The following is a 16,793-nucleotide window of genomic DNA, read 5'->3' on the forward strand; positions in this document are numbered from 1 at the left end:
GGCGGAGAAGCTGTTTGCGGGTTTTGGAGGGCTTCGGGCGGCCCCCACCTGCGGTACGCTGGGCAGCAGCCCACGGCGCGGCACGCATGCCCGCCACCGACGCCATCGAATTCCCGCCCCCATGCCCACCACCGCGCCCCACGACCTCCTGCCCCCCGAAATCACCGTCCTCGAACGCGGCTGGCTGTCTGCCAACAACATTCTCTTCATCGGCCACCACGACACCGCGCTGGTGGACACGGGCTACTGCAGCCATGCCGAGCAGACCGTCGCCCTGGTGCGTGACGCGCTGGCGGGCCGCCCGCTGGACCGCGTGCTCAACACCCACCTGCACAGCGACCACTGCGGCGGCAACGCCGCGCTGCAAAAGGCCTGGCCGGGCCTGCTCACGGCCATCCCGCCCGGCCAGGCGGACCATGTGCGCCAATGGGACGCCTATGCGCTGAGCTACACCCCCACGGGCCAGGAATGCCCGCCCTTTCGGGCCGACACGCTGCTCACGCCCGGCTCCTGCGTGCTGCTGGGCGACAAGCCCTGGCAGGTGCATGCCGCCCCGGGGCACGACCCGCATTCGGTGGTGCTGTTCGAGCCCCAGGGCCGCGTGCTGATCTCGGCCGATGCGCTCTGGGAAAGCGGCTTTGGCGTGGTGTTTCCCGAGCTGGAAGGCGACGATGCCTTTGCCGAGGTGGGCGCCACGCTGGACGTGATCGAGAAACTCTCGCCCCAGGTGGTGATCCCCGGCCACGGGCCGGTGTTTGCCGATGCGCCCCGCGCCATCGACGGCGCGCGCCGGCGCCTGGACGGCTTCGTGCGCAACCCGGCCAAACACGCGCTCTACGCCGCGAAGGTGCTGCTCAAGTACAAGCTGCTGGAGTGGCAGCAGATCAGCATGGCCGACCTCACGGCCTGGGCCGAGGCCACGCCCTATTTCGGGATGCTGCGCGAGCGCCACTTCGCGGAGCAGACGCAGACGGAGTGGCTGCGCAGCCTGGCCGATGACCTGGTGCGCTCCGGCGCCGCGCTGCGCCAGGGCGAGGTGCTGCACAACGTGTAAGCCGCGCGGGGGCGGCTGCAGGCGGCCGCGCCACCGCACGCGGCCCGGCGGCGCCCCCCCTGCGGGAAGGCGCGCGGCGCCTCACGGCAGGCTCAATGCTTGTACTGCTTGTCGCACCCCATCACGTGGTTGTAGCTGCTGGACATGCACTGGTAGAACGACTTCTTGTTGCCCGACGCGCCCTGGCAGTCCGACACGCTGTACTTGCCCTTCGCCTCGCGGATCTTGGGCGCCGTCTTGTCGAAGTCGGCCTGGGCCATGTAGCCATCGCGCACATTCTTCTGCCCCACTTCCAGCATGGAGTCGGCCTGGTCGTGGATGTTGCCCACGGCGGCCTGGCAGTTCAGCGGCACCTGCTTGCTGTCGACCGTGCCCAGGGCCTTCGTGGCCCCCTCGGCAAACTCCTGCACGTCCTTGGGAATCTTCTTGGTGCCGTCCGCGTTGTACTGGACGCTGCCGGGCTTGCCGCCCCCTTTGCCGCTCGCACCGGCGCCACCGGTTCCGTTGGTGCCCTGCAGCTTCAGCGGCTCGGCATCCTGCTTGGACGGCGGCGGCTGGGAGCCATAGTGGGTCTTGCCCTCGGCATCCACCCATTTGTAGACCGGCTGCGCCTGGGCACCGGTGCCCAGGACCATGGCCATCACCGCCACCGCCATGGCGGCACGGGCCGCCATCTTTTTGGCATCTCTCATCTCGCTTCCCTCCGTAGTTTTTGATTCCAATGGGCTCCACCGCTTTTCCCCAAAACGCCGACAGCTCATGTTTTTATAGCAATCCCATGCGGCGGCCACCCCCTCCCCGTGTCAGGGAAGGTCCTTGTTCACCTCGGGCGCGGAGGCATCGCGCGGGCCGATGGTGCCCAGGCGGCTCTTGAGCGACTGGGGCTGGCCGGTGAGCATGGCGGCGTAGTTGGTGGTGTTGGCCAGCACTTTCTTCACGTAGTCGCGCGTTTCGGCAAAGGGCACGTTTTCGGCCCAGATGGCGGCGTCGAGCACCGGGCCGTTGCGCCAGCTGCGCGGGCGCCCCGGGCCGGCGTTGTAGGCAGCCGCCGCCATGGGCATGGAGCCCGCGAAATCGTCCAGCGCGAGCTTGAGGTAGGCCGTGCCGATGGTGATGTTGGTGTCGCGGTCGTTGATCTGGTCGGGCGTGAAGTTGGCGAGGCCGATCTTCTTGGCCGTCCAGCGCGCCGTGGCGGGCATCACCTGCATCAGGCCCGAGGCGCCCACGTGGGAGCGCGCATCCATGATGAAGCGGCTTTCCTGGCGGATCAGGCCGTAGACGTAGGCCGGGTCCAGCCCGATGCCGGTGGCGCGCTCCACCACGGCGCTGCGAAACGGCGTGGGAAAGCGCTGCGTGGTATCCACGACGGCCTTGGTGCGCTCGCTGGTGTTGATGCAGCGGTCCCACACCTCGCGCTGGCACGCGAAGTCGGCGGCGGCCAGCAGCTCGCGGTCGGCCATGCCGCCGCTCTGGTGCAGGTTGGTGGTGTAGTTCCACTCGCGCACGCCCTCGCTGCGCAGGCCGAGCAGGATGGCGTACAGCGCGCGGTTCAGGCCCGGGTTGGCGCGGGCTGCCGCCTTTTCTTCCGGCGTGAGCGGCGCGGGCGCGGGCGGCACGGTGATGCGCTGGCCCAGTTCTTCCAGCGCCAGCTGCTCGTAGAAACCGCGCGTGCTGGCAATGCCTTCGAGCAGCTGGCGCGCCTCGGCGCGCTCCGCGTCGGTCACGCGGCCCGCCAGGAGCGAGCGCGCCTTCCAGTACACCCAGGTGCTTTCCTGGCGCGCCTCGGGGCCCATGGCGTCCACGGCCTTGCCCACTGTCTTCCACTGGCCGGCGCGCAGCGCGGCCCGCACCTTCCAGCCCAGCAGGTCGTCGTTCAGGTCGCTGTCGCGCGTCACGTTGGCGAAGTAGCCGTGGGCGTTGCTGGCCAGCTTCTGCGCGGCGGTCTTGCCGATCACGGCCCAGGCCCAGTTGCGCTCCTCGGACGAGAGGTGCACGCCCCACTTGCTGTCGAGCTGGTGGGCAGCGCCTTCCGGGTCGGTGGTGGCCAGCTTCAGGAGCGCGAGCAGCACCAGTTCCTGCCTGGCCTTGCCGGCGGCCGTGGCGCGCGAGAGCAGGTACTTGGCGGGCGCGTCGAGCACCTCCTTGACCTGCGGCAGCGATTCGGGCGAGACGATCTCGACCGCCGTGCGCACGACGCGGGGGCGGTTGGCCTCCACGCCCAGGCGGGCCTTGCGCCAGATGTCCAGGGCCGACAGCTTCTTGTAGCCATGCAGCTCCCGCGCCGCGTGGGTGCAGCCGTCGTCGCCATCGCGCTGGGCGTACCAGTTGCTGCGCACGTCCTCGGCCACCGTGGGGCTGGCCGTGCCCTTGATCTGGTCGATCAGCAGTGCGTAGCAGCGCACCTCGCGGTCGTCCGACATGCGGTAGCCGGGATGCTGCTCGGCGAACTGGCCCCAGTCGCGCCGCTGGCCCAGCAGCAGCAGCCAGTCGTTGCGCAGGCGGTCTTCCTGGTAGCTGCCCGCGTAGCGCTGCAGGAAGGACTGGATCTCCGATGGCGACGCCTCGCCCAGGCGCAGCTTGAGCTCCCAATAGGCCGCCCAGGGCTCCAGCGCATGGCCGCGTGCGGCGGGCAGGAGCTGCTCGAGTTTCTTGCGGTCTCCCTTGCGGAAGGCCTGCTGCATTTCGAGCAGGGTATCGTCACCACGGTTTTGCGCCATGACAAGGGGCGCGGTGGCGGCCAGCAGGCTGGCCGCGACAAGGGGTGTCAGAATCGCTCTGAGAAATTGCATGGGGGAATTATCTGATGGACAAAGCAGCCCTTCGGCGCGCGTTGATAGAAGAACGCCTCAACCTGCCCGACCGCCTACAGCGGGCCGACCTGTTACAGCAGGTGATGCGCATCTGGCTGGTCAACCGGCCCGACACCGTGATCGGCGCCTACTGGCCCATCAAGGGCGAATTCGACCCCCTGCCCGCCCTGCACCGCTGGAAGGAAGACGGCGAGCTGCTCGATGAACCCCAGCTGCGCCGCATCGGCCTGCCGGTGGTGAACAAGCTGCACAAGACCCTCACCTTCCACGCCTGGTACCCCGGCTGCCCCATGGAGGAAGACGCCTACGGCATCCCCAAGCCCAAGGACACCGAGGTCATCGTGCCCACCCTGCTCTTCGTGCCCTGCGTGGGCTACGCGCCGGGCGGCTACCGGCTGGGCTATGGCGGCGGCTTCTACGACCGCACCCTGGCCACGCTGCAGCCCAAGCCGTTCACCGTGGGCCTGGGCTTCACCCATGGCTACCTGGACGACTTCGAGCCCGAAGCGTTCGACCTGCCGCTCGATGCCATCCTGAACGACAACGGCGTGGTCTGGCCGGTCTGACCCGCCAACAGGGCCGGCACGGCCCGTGATGCGTGCCGTGCATCATTGAGGCCGCGTTTTCGCATCGCTGGCGCGCGCCACTGCCGCTAGCATGGCGGGCTGGCTTTCTTTTCTCTGATTTCCATCGGCAGGTGCCCCATGCTCAAGCTCTATATCGGCAACAAGAACTACTCGTCCTGGTCCATGCGCCCCTGGGTGCTGCTCAAGCAGGCGGGCATCGTGTTCGAGGAAGTGCGCGTGCGCTTCGACAGCTTCGACGCCAATTCAGAATTCAAGCGCGCGATTGGCGCCGTGAACCCCACGGGCAAGGTGCCCGTGCTGGTCGACGGCGACCTGGTGGTGTGGGACACCCTGGCGATTGCCGAATACGTGGCCGAAACCCACCCCGCCCAAAAGCTCTGGCCCGCCGATGCCAAGGCCCGTGCACGCGCCCGCAGCATCTGCGCCGAGATGCACAGCGGCTTCACCGCCCTGCGCAGCCACTGCCCCATGAACATCGAGGCGAACCTGGCCGACACCGGCGCCCTGATCTGGCGCGACCAGGCCGGCGTGCGCGCCGACGTGCAACGCCTGGTGGACATGTGGAGCGCGCTGCTGCAGGAACATGGCGGCCCCATGCTGTTTGGCGAGTTCACAGTGGCCGACGCCTACTTTGCCCCCGTGTGCATGCGCCTGCACACCTACGCCCTGCCCGTGCCACCCCACATCGCCGACTACGTGCAGCGCGTGCGCGCCCTGCCCGGCGTGAAGGCCTGGATCGACGACGCCCTGGCCGAGAAGGACTTCCTGGACTTCGAAGAACCCTATCGCCTGCGCCACACGCAAGGCTGAGCAGCGCCATGGCCGTCACCATCTACCTGCGCTACGTGCTCAACACCAGCAAGTTGAAAGAGTTCGAGCACTACGGAAAACTGTGGATCCCGCTGGTCGAGAGATTCGGCGGTAAACACCACGGCTATTTCATGCCCAGCGAGGGCGCGAACAACATCGCACTGGCATTGTTCACCTTTGACAGCCTTGCGGCGTACGAGGTGTACCGCCAGCAGTCGATGCAGGACGCGGACTGCCAGGCGGCGTTCCGCTACGCCGAGGAAACGGGCTGCATCGTGAGCTACGAGCGGAGTTTTTTCAGGCCGGTGTTCAGCTGAACGGGCGCGGGCAGCCCGGCCACGCTACCGAAACTGCTTGCGCAAAAACGGCTTGTGCCGCGCGATGTGCGCCAACTGCGCCGGGGCGACGGTGCCGCCCAGGTCCTCCTCTTGCGCGTTGAGCACCTGGTTGGCATAGGCCAGCGCACGCGCCACCACCTCTTCGTCGCTCACGCCCTGCTGCGCGGCCAGGTCCAGCGCCACGCGCTTCATGGCGCGCTGCGACAGCATCCACATCGCGCCAAAGGCATCCCACGCGGCCATCGCTTCCTTGAACTTGTCGCGGTCGGCCAGGATTTCATTGAGCGGCTTGGCCAGGATCTCCTGCAGGTCGTCCACCTTGGCTTTCAGGGCTTCGAGCTGCGCCTCGCGCTGCAGGGCTTCGGCGGCCGCGTTGGCGGCCGCGTCGGGCGCCGCGGGTACGGGCACGCTGCCGTCGGGGTTGAGCTGGGCGATGGTGAGGTCGGACGATAGGGACATGGTGGGCTGGAATATACGGCCGGGGGGCCCGGCCTAAACTACGCCGATGCAAATCTACATGGTGGGCGGCGCCGTCCGCGACAAGCTGCTGGGCCGGCCCGTGCATGACCACGACTGGGTGGTGGTGGGCGCCACGCCCGAGCAGATGCTGAAGCTGGGCTATCTGCCCGTGGGGCGCGACTTCCCCGTGTTCCTGCACCCCGAGACGCGCGAGGAATACGCGCTGGCCCGCACCGAACGCAAGAGCGGGCGGGGCTACCGGGGTTTTGTGGTGCAAAGCTCGCCCGACGTAACACTGGAAGAAGACCTGTCGCGCCGCGACCTTACTATCAATGCGATAGCTAGCAGCGCCGATGGGACAAACGCCACAGGCCTATTTGATCCCTATCTGGGAGCCAGAGACATCGCGGCGCGGGTGCTGCGCCACGTGACGGATGCCTTTCGCGAAGACCCGGTGCGCATCCTGCGCGTGGCGCGGTTTGCGGCGCGGTTCACCGACTTCACGGTGGCGCCCGAGACGATGCAGCTGATGCGCGAGATGGTGCAGCATGGCGAGGCGGACCACCTGGTGGCCGAGCGCGTGTGGCAGGAGCTGGCGCGCGGGCTGATGGAAGAAAAGCCGTCGCGCATGTTCGAGGTGCTGCGCGAGTGCGGCGCTCTGCAGGTGCTGCTGCCCGAGGTGGCGCGCCTGTGGGGCGTGCCCCAGCGGGCGGAGTACCACCCCGAGGTGGACACGGGCGTGCACCTGATGATGGTGCTGGACATGGCCGCCCGCCTGCAATCCCCGTTGACGGTGCGCTTTGCCTGCCTGGCGCACGACCTGGGCAAGGGCACCACGCCCGCCGACGTGCTGCCGCGCCACATCGGGCACGAGGAGCGCAGCGCCGCGCTGCTCAAGGACGTGGCCGAGCGTCTGCGCGTGCCCGTGGACTGCCGCGAGACGGCCGAGGTGGTGGCCCGCGAGCACGGCCACATCCACCGCAGCAACGAGCTGTCGGCCGCCGCCCTGGTGCGGTTGCTGGAGCGCTGCGACGCCATTCGCAAGCCTGCGCGCTTTGCCGACATCCTGCTGGCCTGCGAATGCGATGCGCGCGGGCGCCTGGGGTTCGAGGAATCGGCCTACCCGCAACGCCCCCGGCTCCTGGCCGTGCTGGGTGCCGTGCAGTCGGTGGCCACGCGCGACATTGCCGCGCAGGCGGCGGCCAAGGGCCTGAGCGGCCCGCAGGTGGGCACGCTGATCCACCAGGCGCGGGTGGCGGCGGTGGCGCGGTGGCAACACACCCGCAGCGACGCTGACTGACCCTGCGCAAAACGCCGCCACAGCGCGGGCAGAACCCTGCCTACAATCCGCGTCCGCTCGCACCCCCTCCGGGGTGCGCCTCTTGCCAGCCCCGGGGGCGCATTTTCGCGCCCCGCGGCCCTCTCCACGCCTCCATGACCACTGTGCACATCCGCCTGGCCACCCCGGCCGATACCGACACCATCGCCCCGCTGTTTGATGCCTACCGGCAGTTCTACGAGCAGGCGCCGGACCTCGCCGGAGCACGGGCATTCATTGCGGAGCGGCTGGAGCGCGCAGAGTCGGTGATCCTGCTGGCGCAGGACGCGTCCCGGGCGGCAGTGGGCTTTTGCCAGCTGTACCCCACGTTCTGCTCGGTGGAGGCGGCGCCCATCTACACGCTGTACGACCTGTTCGTGGCCCCCACGGCGCGCAAGGCGGGCGCCGGGCGCAGCCTGCTGGTGGCCGCCGAGGCCACGGCCCGCGCCCACGGCAAGGTGCGCATGGACCTGACCACGGCGCACACCAACACCGCCGCGCAGGCGCTGTATGAATCGCTGGGGTGGACGCTGGACACGGTCTTTCGCGCCTACAACAGGCGGGTGGCGGCCTGAGCGGCGGCCACCCGCCGGGCCTGCGCCGATAGCGGCTACCAGCGCAGCAGGCGCGGCCCCAGCACGGCCCCCAGCGCCGTCGGGATGGCCATGCCCGCCAGGTACCAGACCGCCAGGAACGGCGCGGCCATCTCGGGGCAATGCAGGGCATACACCAGCGCGCCCAGCGCGCCCGCGAGCAGGCCGGCACCCGCGCCCGTCCAGGCCAGGCGCGTGGGTGCGGCACCCCTCAGGGCCCAGAAGCCCGCGGCCAGCGCAGGCACCGACAGCGCGGCAATATTGAACGGACAGGTGCGCCAGGTGCTGCCCAGGATGAGCGGCACCCGCTCCGCCGCCGTCACCTGCGACAGGGCCAGCAAGGCCAGGGCCCACAGCAGCAGCGGCGGCACCGCCAGCAGCAGCGCCGCAGGCCGCACCGCCATGCCCGGCCGGGCCATGCGGCGCAGCAGCGCCAGCCCGGCGGCGGCCAGTGCAGCGGCAAACACCAGCTTGCCCCAGAACATGGGCTGCGCCAGGGTCGCCGACAGGTCCGGGCGCAGGCCGAACAGGCCCAGCATCAGCACCCCGGCACCGGCGATGCCCACGGCGGCGGCCACGGCAAACCGTTGCTCTATCGCGGTGGCCCGCACCGGTCCGCCATCAGCGGCCAGCAGGTGGATCAATTCATCGGTTTTCATGCCATTCCTCCTGGGACTTGCGCAAATCAGGACGCGCCAACGACCCGTCGGCCGTGGCGGGCGATTTGCGCAAGCCCTGTTTTGCGTGAGTCATATCCCTGATCCTGGCGGCCAGGGCCTTGAGCCCCCGGTGCACGCCGACCTTGACGGCCGACTCCGACAGCCCCGTGAGGCGCGCCGTCTCGACCACCGACAGACCTTCCAGCTTCACGTACTCGATCGGCAGGCGCTGCTTGTCCGGCAAGGTGCGCAGCAGCTGCCCCAGGTCGCGCCGGGCTTCGGCGGCCTCGCTGTCGCTGCTGGCAAACAGCTCGCTGGCATCGTCCAGCGGGTCGTTGCGCCCTTCCTTCACGGCGTGCGAACGCAGCCAGTCGATGAGCTTGTAGCGCGCAATCGCATGCGCCCAGGCCGTCACCGGCATCTCGGGCCGGTAGGTGTGGCGCTGGTTGTGCACCGCCAGCAGTGTTTCCTGCACCAGGTCCTCCACCTCATCGGGCCGCTGCGCCAGGCGGCGGCGCAGGAAGGCGCGCAGGTGCGCGCTCAGCTCCTTCAGAAAGCGCTGGTAAGCGGCTGCATCGGCATCCAGCCCCTGCAGCAGCAAACCGCGCAGGCGCTCTTCCACAATCTCCATGGCGTCTCCCTGCAGGCAATTCGTATGCCGGGGCCAACGGGTTACAGGCACCGCAAAAAATTTTCTTGCACTGCCACCGCATTTTTTTGCGCAGCGCCGTAACCGGCCCGCCGCACTGCGCGAATTACAACGCAGATCGGGCAGCTGGAATCCACCTTCGTGCAGCGCCCCGGTCGGATGCAACCCTCAACCCTTGGAGATCCCACCATGACCACACGCACCCTCAGCCTCGGCGCCCTGGCCCTTGCCGCCCTGGCCTCTGGCGCCGCCATCGCCCAGACCGCCCCGATGGACGGCGCCAAGCCCGCCATGGAGAAGTGCTACGGCGTCTCGATGGCCGGAAAGAACGATTGCGCCGCCGGCCCCGGCACCACCTGCGCCGGCACCTCGAAGATGGACTACCAGGGCAACGCCTGGAAGTTCGTGCCCACGGGCACCTGCGCATCGATCAAGACGCCCAAGGGCATGGGTTCGCTGACACCCGCCAAGGCCTGAGGCCATGGCGCTTCCCACCGCCGGCCTGGGCCTCAAGCCCCCGCACTACGACGAGGCGCTGCGGTGCACCGCCCCCGGCCTGTGGTGGGAGGTGCACCCCGAGAACTACCTGGCCGACGGCGGCCCGCGCCTGGCCTGGCTGGAAGCCATCCGCGCGCGCCACCCCGTGGCGCTGCATGGCGTGTCCCTGTCGCTCGCTGCCGATGAGCCGCCCGACACAGCGCACCTGGCCCGCCTGGCCGCACTGGCGCGGCGCGTGGAACCCGTCCTGGTGTCCGAACACCTGGCGTGGTCCCGCTGGCGCGGGCAGTACCTGCCCGACCTGCTGCCGTTTCCCCGCACGCACGCGGCGCTGCGCCGCATCGCTGGCAACATCGCCCGCACGCAGGACGTGCTGCAGCGGCCCATCGCCATCGAGAACCCCGCGCACTACCTGCACATCGACGGCCACGACTGGGCCGAAACCGAATTCCTGGCCGAGCTGGTGCGCCGCACCGGCTGCGGCCTGCTGCTGGACGTGAACAACGTCCATGTCAGCGCGAACAACCTGGGCTGGCGCGCGCAGGCCTACCTCGACGCATTCCCTCTGCACGCCGTGGCCGAGATCCACCTGGCGGGCCACCACGCCGACCCGGTGCATGGCAACGCCTTGCTCATCGACAGCCACGACGCCCCGGTGGCGCCCGCCGTGTGGGCGCTGTACCAACGCGTGATCGAGCGCACAGGTCCCATCCCCACCCTCATCGAGCGCGATGGCAACCTGCCCTGTTTCAGTGAACTGCTGGGCGAGCGCGACCAGGCCCACCACGCACTCATGGCCGCGCACGCCGGGAAGGCCGCATGCAGCTGACCGAATTTCAGGACGGTTTCTCGGCCGCCCTGCTCGGAACCGGCCGTGCCCCGGCCACCGCGTGGTCAGCGGCCCTGGAGGCCCAGCCTGGCTTTGCCGTGTACCGCAACACCGTGCTCAAGGGCTGCATCGACGCCCTGCAGGCCAGCTACCCCACGGTGTGCCATCTGGTGGGCGAAGACTGGTTCCGCGCGGCAGCGGGGGTGTATGCCCGCGCGCGGCCGCCCCGTGACGGGCTGCTGATGGACTACGGCGCGGGGTTTGGCGGTTTTCTGGCCGGGTTCGAACCGGCCGCCGGGCTGCCCTACCTGCCCGCAGTGGCGCGCCTGGACCGCTGCTGGACCGAATGCCACCTGGCGGCGGATGCCACCGCCGTGGACCGTGGCTGGTGGGCCCGGCAAGCGCCCGGTGCGCTGCCCTGCATGCGGCTGCGGCCGCACCCCGCAGCGCGCTGGCCCTGGTGCGACGAACACCCCGCCTACGCCCTGTGGCAAAGGCACCGCGATGGCCTGGACATCCCCACGCACCTGGCCTGGGTGGGTGATGGCGGCCTGCTCACCCGGCCCCGGGCCGAAGTGGCATGGCGCCCCCTATCGCGTGCGGGGATGGCCCTGCTGGACGCCTGTGCCGGGGGCCTGCCCCTGGAGGCTGCCGCCACCTGCGCACTGGCCACCGACCCCGCCACCGATCTTGCCGCGCTGATGGGCGCCCTGCTGGACGCGGGCGCCCTGGTCCAGCCCCCTTCACACACAGGCTGAGGAGCCCCCATGGCAACAACCACCCACCTCCCCACCGCCCCCGCCAAGGGCCCCCGCGTGCTGCTGGCACGGCTGGCCGATGCCGCCGCCCGCCTCACCCCGCACGGCCTGCTGGCCCTGGTCAACCGGGTGGCGGTGGCGGGCATCTTCTGGCGGTCGGCGCGCACCAAGGTCGAGGGCTGGTTCACCCTCTCCGACAGCGCCCATGCGCTCTTCCGCGAGGAGTACCGGCTGCCCCTGATCGCGCCGGAGCTGGCTGCGCAGATGGCCACCGTGGCCGAACATGTGTTCCCTGTCCTTCTGGTGCTGGGCCTGTGCACGCGCCTGTCCGCACTGGCCTTGCTCGGCATGACGCTGGTCATCCAGGTGTTTGTCTACCCCGATGCCTGGCCCACGCACCTGTCGTGGGCGGGGTTGCTGCTGTACCTGGCGGGGCGCGGCGCGGGCAAGGTGTCTCTCGACCGGGCGCTCGGAATTCGCTGACGCGTGGGCTTTTTTTAGCCCGCCGCCGTCCGCACCCAGCGCACGATGTCCGCCGCGCCAAGCGCCCCCGAGATGCGCGCCACCTCGCGCCCCTGCTGGAAGAGGATCATGGTCGGAATGCTGCGGATCGCATAGCGCGCCGCGATGGCCTGGTGCTCTTCGGTGTCGAGCTTGGCCAAGCGCACGCGCGGCTCCAGCTCGCGGGCGGCCTGCGCGAACGCCGGGGCCATTTGCCGGCATGGCCCGCACCACGGCGCCCAGAAATCGACCAGCACCGGGATGTGGCTTCGGCCCACATGGCGATCAAAAGTGTCGGCGTCGAGCGCAAGCGGCGCGCCCGCGAACAGGGGCTGGTGGCATTTGCCGCAGTCGGGCGCGCTGGCCAGGTCGGCGCCTTGCACGCGGTTGGTGGTGTGGCAGTGCGGGCAGACGATGTGCAGGGCGTCGGTCATGCGGTGGACGTGGTGGGTGGAGGGGTAAGCGGATCGGTTCCTTCTGCACAGTGCGGCCAAGGCGCGGCATTTCAAGCCGCGGCCGGCAACTCTTCGCCCGGCGCAAACCCGCGCACGGCCAGTGGCAGGAAGTTACGCACGATTACCACGGCCAAAGCCCCCTTCCACGGGAGGCGGTTTAGCGCCATCTGCTAAGGTCGTGCCCCATGCAGCTGCTCCCGCTACTGACAACTGCCCATGCGCTTTTTCTCGATTTCGACGGCACGCTGACCGAGTTGGCACCGCGCCCCGAGGCGGTGCGCGTAGCCTCCGGCCTGGTTCCCACACTGGCGTCCCTGCATGCCCATCTGGGGGGGGCGCTGGCCATCGTGACCGGGCGGCCCGAGTCCGACATCGATGGATTCCTCGCGCCGCTGCGCCTGCCGCTGGCCAGCGAACACGGGGCGCAATACCGCCTGGGCGACACCTCCCACCCCGCCATCGAGCCGCCGGACCTGGCGCCCGTCCTGCAGGCTGCGCGGAACCTCGCGGCGCGGCACCCCGGCCTGCTGGTGGAGGCCAAGCGCGCCAGCGTGGCCCTGCACTACCGCCTGGCCCCCCCGCTGGAAGCGTTGTGCCACGACACCCTGGTGCGCGCGATGCAGCACGTGGACGGCGTGGAACTGCTGCGCGGCAAATGTGTCTTTGAAGTCAAGCCCCGTGGCGTCCACAAGGGCCAGGCCATCGTCGACTTCATGACCCAGCCGCCGTTCGCGGGCCGCACGCCGGTCTTCGTGGGCGACGACGTCACCGACGAGGCCGGCTTTGCCGCCGTGCAGGCGCTGGGGGGATGGGGCATCAAGGTCGGCGAGGGGCCGACCATGGCACAACACCGCTGCATGACATCCGCCGCGCTGCGCGGCTGGCTGTCTTCTGCACGCACCACCTGGGAGCGCGAACGATGAACACGCCAGCCACCGAACCCCAGCCCGGGTCCTTGAACCTGGGCATGATTGGCAACTGCGCCATCAGCGCGCTGATCGACGACCACGCCCGCATGGTGTGGTGCTGCCTGCCCCGGTTCGACGGCGACCCGGTCTTCAACGCCCTGCTGCAGCCCGGCGATGAGGGCAGCCACTTCGCCGTCGAACTGGAAGACCTGGCCTCGGCCCACCAGTGGTACGAGCCCAACACCGCGATCCTGCGCACGCAGCTGTTCGACAAGGCCGGCCACGGCATCGAGATCACCGACTTCGCCCCGCGCTTCTACAGCCGCTCGCGCTACTTCCGGCCCATGACGCTGGTACGCCGGGTGCGCCCCATCCAGGGCGCGCCGCGCATCCGCGTGGCGCTCAAGGTGCGCTACGACTGGGGGCAGACGGAACCCCGGATCACGCGCGGCAGCAACCACATCCGCTATGTAGGCGAGGGCATGACGCTGCGCCTGTCCACCGATGCGCCGGTCTCGCACGTGCTGTCGGGCCAGGCCTTCGTGCTCACGCGCGAACACAACTTCCTGCTGGGAGCCGACGAGACGCTGGTGGAGGGCATCGCCGACACCGCCCGCCTGTTCGAGCAGGAAACCACCTCGTACTGGCGCAACTGGACCCGCGCCTTGGCCGTGCCGCTGGAGTGGCAGGACGCGGTGATCCGCGCGGCCATCACGCTCAAGCTCTCGCTGTACGAGGACACCGGCGCCATCGTGGCCGCCATGACCACCAGCATCCCCGAATCCGCCCACAGCGGGCGCAACTGGGACTACCGCTTCTGCTGGCTGCGCGACGCGTTCTTCGTGGTGCGCGCGCTCAACAGCATCTCCGAGGTCGGCACCATGGAGGACTACCTGCGCTGGCTCAGCAACGTGGTGGTGGAAGGCGGCGACGGCCACATCCAGCCGCTGTACGGCATTGGCCTGGAGCACGACCTGCCCGAAAGCCTCGTGCCCCAGCTGGCGGGCTACCGGGGCATGGGCCCCGTGCGCGTGGGCAACCAAGCGGCCGAGCATTTCCAGCATGACGTGTACGGCAACATCGTGCTGGGCGCGGCCCAGGCCTTCCACGACCACCGCCTGCTGCACCGCGCGGGCCTGGCCGAATTCACGCGACTGGAACAGGTGGGCGAGAACGCGGTGCGCGTCTATGGCCAGCCCGATGCGGGCATGTGGGAGCTGCGCACGCGCGCCCGGGTGCACACCTCGTCCGCGCTGATGAGCTGGGCGGCCTGCGACCGGCTGGCCAAGATCGCCGCCACCCTGCAACTGGCCGACCGCGCCAGCCACTGGCAGCAGCATGCGGACCGCATGCGCGCCGAGATCCTCGACAAATCCTGGTGTGAAGCGCGCCAGGCGTTCGCCGAGAGTTTTGGCGGCCATGAACTCGATGCCAGCGTGTTGCTGATGGCCGAGGTCGGCCTCATCGACCCCAGGGACCCGCGCTTCGTGAGCACCGTGGAGGCCATGGAAAAGAGCCTGTGCGACGGCCCCTACATGCGCCGCTACGAGGCGGCCGACGATTTCGGCAAGCCCGAGACCGCCTTCAACATCTGCACCTTCTGGCGCATCGACGCGCTGGCGCGCATCGGCCGCAAGGCCGAGGCCCGCGCCATCTTCGAGACCATGCTGGCCGCGCGCAACCCGCTGGGCCTGCTGTCCGAAGACACGCACCCCGAAACGCGCGAGATGTGGGGCAACTTCCCGCAGACCTATTCGATGGTGGGCGTGATCAACGCCGCCGTGCGCCTGTCCGCGCCCTGGGACAGCGTGATTTGAGGCCGTGTCCGACAGGCGGCGCCCCCCAACCCCGCCGATGATCGGGGAATGAGCCGCCTCGTCGTCGTATCCAACCGCATCGCAGACCCCCGCAAACCCGCAGCCGGAGGTCTGGCAGTGGCACTGGGCGACACCCTCAACCGCACGGGCGGCCTGTGGTTTGGCTGGAGCGGCAACATCGCGGAGGCGGGCACGCCCGGCGAAGGCGAGCTCCAGACCCGCCAGGCGGGCCCCGTGACGCTCGCCACCGTGGACCTGTGCCGCGAAGACCATGACACGTACTACCACGGCTACAGCAACAGCGTGCTCTGGCCGGTGTTCCACTACCGGCTGGACCTGGCGGACTTCAACACCCGCTACATCGCGGGGTACCGGCGCGTGAACCAGATGTTCGCGCGCAAGCTGCTGCCCCTGCTGCGCGACGACGACATCATCTGGGTGCACGACTACCACCTGATTCCGCTGGCCGCCGAGCTGCGTGCCATGGGCTGCAGGCAGCGCATCGGCTTCTTCCTGCACATCCCCATGCCGCCGCCGCTCATCATGGCGGCCATCCCGCAGCACGAATGGCTGATGCGCTCGCTGTTCGCCTACGACCTCGTGGGCCTGCAGAGCGAAGCCGACGTGTCGCACTTCACGCGCTACGTGCGCAACGAAGGCAGTGCCGAGGAGGTGGATGCCCAGCGCCTGCGCGCCTTTGGCGCCACGGTGCACGTCAAGGCCTTTCCCATCGGCATCGACGTGGACGAGTTCACGCGCCTCACGCAGGCCCCCGACGCGGTGGAAACCTACGAGAACATGCGCGACGAGTACTCGCGCCGGCGCCTGCTGCTGGGCATCGACCGGCTGGACTACTCCAAGGGCATACCGCACCGCGTGCGCGCCTACCGGGAACTGCTCGACCGCTACCCCGAGAACCGCAACAGCGCCACCATGATCATGATCGCCTCGCCCTCGCGCGACGACGTGCATGCCTATGCCGACCTGCGCCAGGAGCTGGAGGGGCTGTGCGGCGCGGTGAACGGCGACTATGGCGAGCTGGACTGGATGCCGGTGCGCTACATCCACCGCATGGTGGCGCGCAAGCGGGTGCCGGGCCTGTGCCGCGCCGCCGCCGTGGGCCTGGTCACGCCGCTGCGCGACGGCATGAACCTGGTGGCCAAGGAATACGTGGTGGCGCAAGACCCGGACGACCCGGGGGTGCTGGTGCTGTCCCGCTTCGCGGGAGCGGCCGAGCAGCTCAAGGAAGCGCTGCTGGTGAACCCCTACGACACCCAGGGCATGGCCGACACCATCCAGCAGGCGCTGCAGATGCCGCTGGCCGAGCGCCAGGCTCGCCACCAAAAGCTCATGGCCCGCATCCGCGAACATGACGTGCACTGGTGGCGCAGGTCGTTCCTGCAGGCGCTCCAGGCGGCAGGCGACTGAAGCCGCCACGCGCGGCGGCACATTCTGCCCCGGTGCGCGTGCCGCAGGGGGTCAGAGCAACTTCGTGAGCAGGCTCACCACAAAGCTCAGGAGCAGCGTCGACGCCAAGGGCACGTCCCAGTCCCGGCCCAGCCAGCGAAAGCGCAGGTCGCCGGGCAGGCGGCCAAACCCCATGCGCCTGAGCAGGGGCGACAGCCAGCTCAGCAACATCAGAGCCAGGAAGATGACGAGAAGCCAGCGGATCATGCCCACAGTGTAGGGCTGCAGGCCCGGTCGCCCCCCACGGCGCGGGCATGCGGCGTGCCCTCACGGCATCCCGCGC

20 protein-coding genes are annotated in these 16,793 nt (G+C 69.4%); 13 read left to right on the plus strand and 7 right to left on the minus strand.

Annotation, left to right across the window (positions count from 1 at the left end):
• Window positions 1-121 precede the first annotated feature (121 nt).
• Entirely contained in the window at window positions 122-1,054 is a 933-nt protein-coding gene (locus AC1RVY_RS05665; protein ID WP_492805694.1) for an MBL fold metallo-hydrolase, read from the plus strand.
• Between the two features lie 92 nt (window positions 1,055-1,146).
• Here AC1RVY_RS05665 and AC1RVY_RS05670 read toward each other — a convergent pair whose 3' ends face one another.
• The gene (locus AC1RVY_RS05670) at window positions 1,147-1,746 is read right to left on the minus strand and encodes a DUF4124 domain-containing protein (protein WP_492805695.1); all 600 of its coding nucleotides are present in this window, start codon (window positions 1,744-1,746) and stop codon (window positions 1,147-1,149) included.
• A 111-nt stretch (window positions 1,747-1,857) separates the two neighbouring features.
• Window positions 1,858-3,843 (minus strand): lytic transglycosylase domain-containing protein, encoded by a 1,986-nt coding sequence (locus tag AC1RVY_RS05675; protein ID WP_492805697.1) that lies wholly within the window; start codon window positions 3,841-3,843, stop codon window positions 1,858-1,860.
• A 14-nt stretch (window positions 3,844-3,857) separates the two neighbouring features.
• Here AC1RVY_RS05675 and AC1RVY_RS05680 point away from each other — a divergent pair, with 14 nt between their 5' ends.
• The 3 genes from AC1RVY_RS05680 to AC1RVY_RS05690 all read left to right on the plus strand — a co-directional run bounded on the left by AC1RVY_RS05680 (window position 3,858) and on the right by AC1RVY_RS05690 (window position 5,578).
• Entirely contained in the window at window positions 3,858-4,430 is a 573-nt protein-coding gene (locus AC1RVY_RS05680) for a 5-formyltetrahydrofolate cyclo-ligase (RefSeq protein WP_218293142.1), read from the plus strand.
• A gap of 138 nt (window positions 4,431-4,568) precedes the next feature.
• A complete protein-coding gene (locus AC1RVY_RS05685) occupies window positions 4,569-5,261 on the plus strand; it encodes a glutathione S-transferase family protein (RefSeq protein ID WP_492805699.1) in 693 nt (230 codons plus the stop codon).
• Between the two features lie 8 nt (window positions 5,262-5,269).
• Window positions 5,270-5,578: an NIPSNAP family protein gene (locus tag AC1RVY_RS05690; protein ID WP_492805701.1), complete on the plus strand. Its 309-nt coding sequence runs from the start codon at window positions 5,270-5,272 to the stop codon at window positions 5,576-5,578.
• Window positions 5,579-5,602: 24 nt separating this feature from the next.
• Here AC1RVY_RS05690 and AC1RVY_RS05695 read toward each other — a convergent pair whose 3' ends face one another.
• Window positions 5,603-6,058, minus strand: a complete 456-nt coding sequence (locus AC1RVY_RS05695) for a hypothetical protein (RefSeq protein WP_492805703.1) — start codon at window positions 6,056-6,058, stop codon at window positions 5,603-5,605.
• Between the two features lie 46 nt (window positions 6,059-6,104).
• Between AC1RVY_RS05695 and AC1RVY_RS05700 the strand changes: the two genes are divergently transcribed.
• Window positions 6,105-7,358 (plus strand): multifunctional CCA addition/repair protein, encoded by a 1,254-nt coding sequence (locus AC1RVY_RS05700; protein ID WP_492805705.1) that lies wholly within the window; start codon window positions 6,105-6,107, stop codon window positions 7,356-7,358.
• Window positions 7,359-7,492: 134 nt separating this feature from the next.
• Window positions 7,493-7,951: a GNAT family N-acetyltransferase gene (locus AC1RVY_RS05705; protein ID WP_218293137.1), complete on the plus strand. Its 459-nt coding sequence runs from the start codon at window positions 7,493-7,495 to the stop codon at window positions 7,949-7,951.
• 35 nt (window positions 7,952-7,986) lie between these two features.
• Here the strand turns inward: AC1RVY_RS05705 and AC1RVY_RS05710 are convergent, their stop codons facing one another.
• Both AC1RVY_RS05710 and AC1RVY_RS05715 read right to left on the minus strand, forming a co-directional pair.
• Window positions 7,987-8,628, minus strand: a complete 642-nt coding sequence (locus AC1RVY_RS05710; RefSeq protein ID WP_492805707.1) for an NrsF family protein — start codon at window positions 8,626-8,628, stop codon at window positions 7,987-7,989.
• Window positions 8,615-9,259 carry a sigma-70 family RNA polymerase sigma factor gene (locus AC1RVY_RS05715; protein ID WP_218340541.1) on the minus strand — a complete coding sequence of 215 codons (645 nt, stop codon included), beginning with the start codon at window positions 9,257-9,259 and terminating at the stop codon, window positions 8,615-8,617. Before AC1RVY_RS05715 ends, AC1RVY_RS05710 begins: the two co-directional genes overlap by 14 nt.
• 207 nt (window positions 9,260-9,466) lie before the next feature.
• Here AC1RVY_RS05715 and AC1RVY_RS05720 point away from each other — a divergent pair, with 207 nt between their 5' ends.
• From AC1RVY_RS05720 to AC1RVY_RS05735, 4 genes are read left to right on the plus strand one after another with little or no spacing between them, the layout of a single operon-like run.
• Window positions 9,467-9,754: a BufA1 family periplasmic bufferin-type metallophore gene (locus AC1RVY_RS05720; RefSeq protein WP_492805709.1), complete on the plus strand. Its 288-nt coding sequence runs from the start codon at window positions 9,467-9,469 to the stop codon at window positions 9,752-9,754.
• Window positions 9,755-9,758: 4 nt separating this feature from the next.
• Window positions 9,759-10,604 carry an MNIO family bufferin maturase gene (bufB, locus tag AC1RVY_RS05725; RefSeq protein WP_492805711.1) on the plus strand — a complete coding sequence of 282 codons (846 nt, stop codon included), beginning with the start codon at window positions 9,759-9,761 and terminating at the stop codon, window positions 10,602-10,604.
• The gene (locus AC1RVY_RS05730; protein ID WP_492805713.1) at window positions 10,595-11,362 is read left to right on the plus strand and encodes an HvfC/BufC N-terminal domain-containing protein; all 768 of its coding nucleotides are present in this window, start codon (window positions 10,595-10,597) and stop codon (window positions 11,360-11,362) included. Before bufB ends, AC1RVY_RS05730 begins: the two co-directional genes overlap by 10 nt.
• A gap of 9 nt (window positions 11,363-11,371) precedes the next feature.
• Complete coding sequence (locus tag AC1RVY_RS05735; protein WP_218340544.1) at window positions 11,372-11,845, plus strand: DoxX family protein; 474 nt, start codon at window positions 11,372-11,374, stop codon at window positions 11,843-11,845.
• A 14-nt stretch (window positions 11,846-11,859) separates the two neighbouring features.
• Here the strand turns inward: AC1RVY_RS05735 and trxC are convergent, their stop codons facing one another.
• Window positions 11,860-12,297, minus strand: coding sequence for a thioredoxin TrxC (gene trxC, locus AC1RVY_RS05740; RefSeq protein WP_218293130.1), 438 nt, complete (start codon window positions 12,295-12,297; stop codon window positions 11,860-11,862).
• Window positions 12,298-12,503: 206 nt separating this feature from the next.
• Between trxC and otsB the strand changes: the two genes are divergently transcribed.
• The 3 genes from otsB to otsA are packed head-to-tail and all read left to right on the plus strand — an operon-like array spanning window position 12,504 to window position 16,471.
• Entirely contained in the window at window positions 12,504-13,241 is a 738-nt protein-coding gene (gene otsB, locus AC1RVY_RS05745; RefSeq protein ID WP_369641323.1) for a trehalose-phosphatase, read from the plus strand.
• Entirely contained in the window at window positions 13,238-15,043 is a 1,806-nt protein-coding gene (locus tag AC1RVY_RS05750; RefSeq protein ID WP_218340545.1) for a glycoside hydrolase family 15 protein, read from the plus strand. Before otsB ends, AC1RVY_RS05750 begins: the two co-directional genes overlap by 4 nt.
• 48 nt (window positions 15,044-15,091) lie before the next feature.
• Window positions 15,092-16,471, plus strand: a complete 1,380-nt coding sequence (gene otsA, locus AC1RVY_RS05755; protein ID WP_218293127.1) for an alpha,alpha-trehalose-phosphate synthase (UDP-forming) — start codon at window positions 15,092-15,094, stop codon at window positions 16,469-16,471.
• A 51-nt stretch (window positions 16,472-16,522) separates the two neighbouring features.
• On the opposite strand, the gene AC1RVY_RS05760 is transcribed toward otsA, so the two are convergent.
• Entirely contained in the window at window positions 16,523-16,717 is a 195-nt protein-coding gene (locus tag AC1RVY_RS05760; RefSeq protein WP_056164478.1) for a DUF2905 domain-containing protein, read from the minus strand.
• Window positions 16,718-16,793: the final 76 nt, after the last annotated feature.

Source organism: Acidovorax sp. GW821-FHT11A03 (assembly GCF_058809075.1).

What these genes read in the sequence shown, in the direction of transcription:
- AC1RVY_RS05760 (WP_056164478.1), bottom strand. Translation starts at nt 16,717, where the DNA reads ATGATCCGCTGGCTTCTCGTCATCTTCCTGGCTCTGATGTTGCTGAGC.
- bufB (WP_492805711.1), top strand. Translation starts at nt 9,759, where the DNA reads ATGGCGCTTCCCACCGCCGGCCTGGGCCTCAAGCCCCCGCACTACGAC.
- AC1RVY_RS05690 (WP_492805701.1), top strand. Translation starts at nt 5,270, where the DNA reads ATGGCCGTCACCATCTACCTGCGCTACGTGCTCAACACCAGCAAGTTG.
- AC1RVY_RS05670 (WP_492805695.1), bottom strand. Translation starts at nt 1,746, where the DNA reads ATGAGAGATGCCAAAAAGATGGCGGCCCGTGCCGCCATGGCGGTGGCG.
- AC1RVY_RS05685 (WP_492805699.1), top strand. Translation starts at nt 4,569, where the DNA reads ATGCTCAAGCTCTATATCGGCAACAAGAACTACTCGTCCTGGTCCATG.
- AC1RVY_RS05750 (WP_218340545.1), top strand. Translation starts at nt 13,238, where the DNA reads ATGAACACGCCAGCCACCGAACCCCAGCCCGGGTCCTTGAACCTGGGC.
- trxC (WP_218293130.1), bottom strand. Translation starts at nt 12,297, where the DNA reads ATGACCGACGCCCTGCACATCGTCTGCCCGCACTGCCACACCACCAAC.
- AC1RVY_RS05705 (WP_218293137.1), top strand. Translation starts at nt 7,493, where the DNA reads ATGACCACTGTGCACATCCGCCTGGCCACCCCGGCCGATACCGACACC.
- AC1RVY_RS05665 (WP_492805694.1), top strand. Translation starts at nt 122, where the DNA reads ATGCCCACCACCGCGCCCCACGACCTCCTGCCCCCCGAAATCACCGTC.
- AC1RVY_RS05715 (WP_218340541.1), bottom strand. Translation starts at nt 9,259, where the DNA reads ATGGAGATTGTGGAAGAGCGCCTGCGCGGTTTGCTGCTGCAGGGGCTG.
- AC1RVY_RS05695 (WP_492805703.1), bottom strand. Translation starts at nt 6,058, where the DNA reads ATGTCCCTATCGTCCGACCTCACCATCGCCCAGCTCAACCCCGACGGC.
- AC1RVY_RS05720 (WP_492805709.1), top strand. Translation starts at nt 9,467, where the DNA reads ATGACCACACGCACCCTCAGCCTCGGCGCCCTGGCCCTTGCCGCCCTG.
- AC1RVY_RS05710 (WP_492805707.1), bottom strand. Translation starts at nt 8,628, where the DNA reads ATGAAAACCGATGAATTGATCCACCTGCTGGCCGCTGATGGCGGACCG.
- AC1RVY_RS05680 (WP_218293142.1), top strand. Translation starts at nt 3,858, where the DNA reads ATGGACAAAGCAGCCCTTCGGCGCGCGTTGATAGAAGAACGCCTCAAC.
- otsA (WP_218293127.1), top strand. Translation starts at nt 15,092, where the DNA reads ATGAGCCGCCTCGTCGTCGTATCCAACCGCATCGCAGACCCCCGCAAA.
- AC1RVY_RS05675 (WP_492805697.1), bottom strand. Translation starts at nt 3,843, where the DNA reads ATGCAATTTCTCAGAGCGATTCTGACACCCCTTGTCGCGGCCAGCCTG.
- AC1RVY_RS05700 (WP_492805705.1), top strand. Translation starts at nt 6,105, where the DNA reads ATGCAAATCTACATGGTGGGCGGCGCCGTCCGCGACAAGCTGCTGGGC.
- AC1RVY_RS05730 (WP_492805713.1), top strand. Translation starts at nt 10,595, where the DNA reads ATGCAGCTGACCGAATTTCAGGACGGTTTCTCGGCCGCCCTGCTCGGA.
- AC1RVY_RS05735 (WP_218340544.1), top strand. Translation starts at nt 11,372, where the DNA reads ATGGCAACAACCACCCACCTCCCCACCGCCCCCGCCAAGGGCCCCCGC.
- otsB (WP_369641323.1), top strand. Translation starts at nt 12,504, where the DNA reads ATGCAGCTGCTCCCGCTACTGACAACTGCCCATGCGCTTTTTCTCGAT.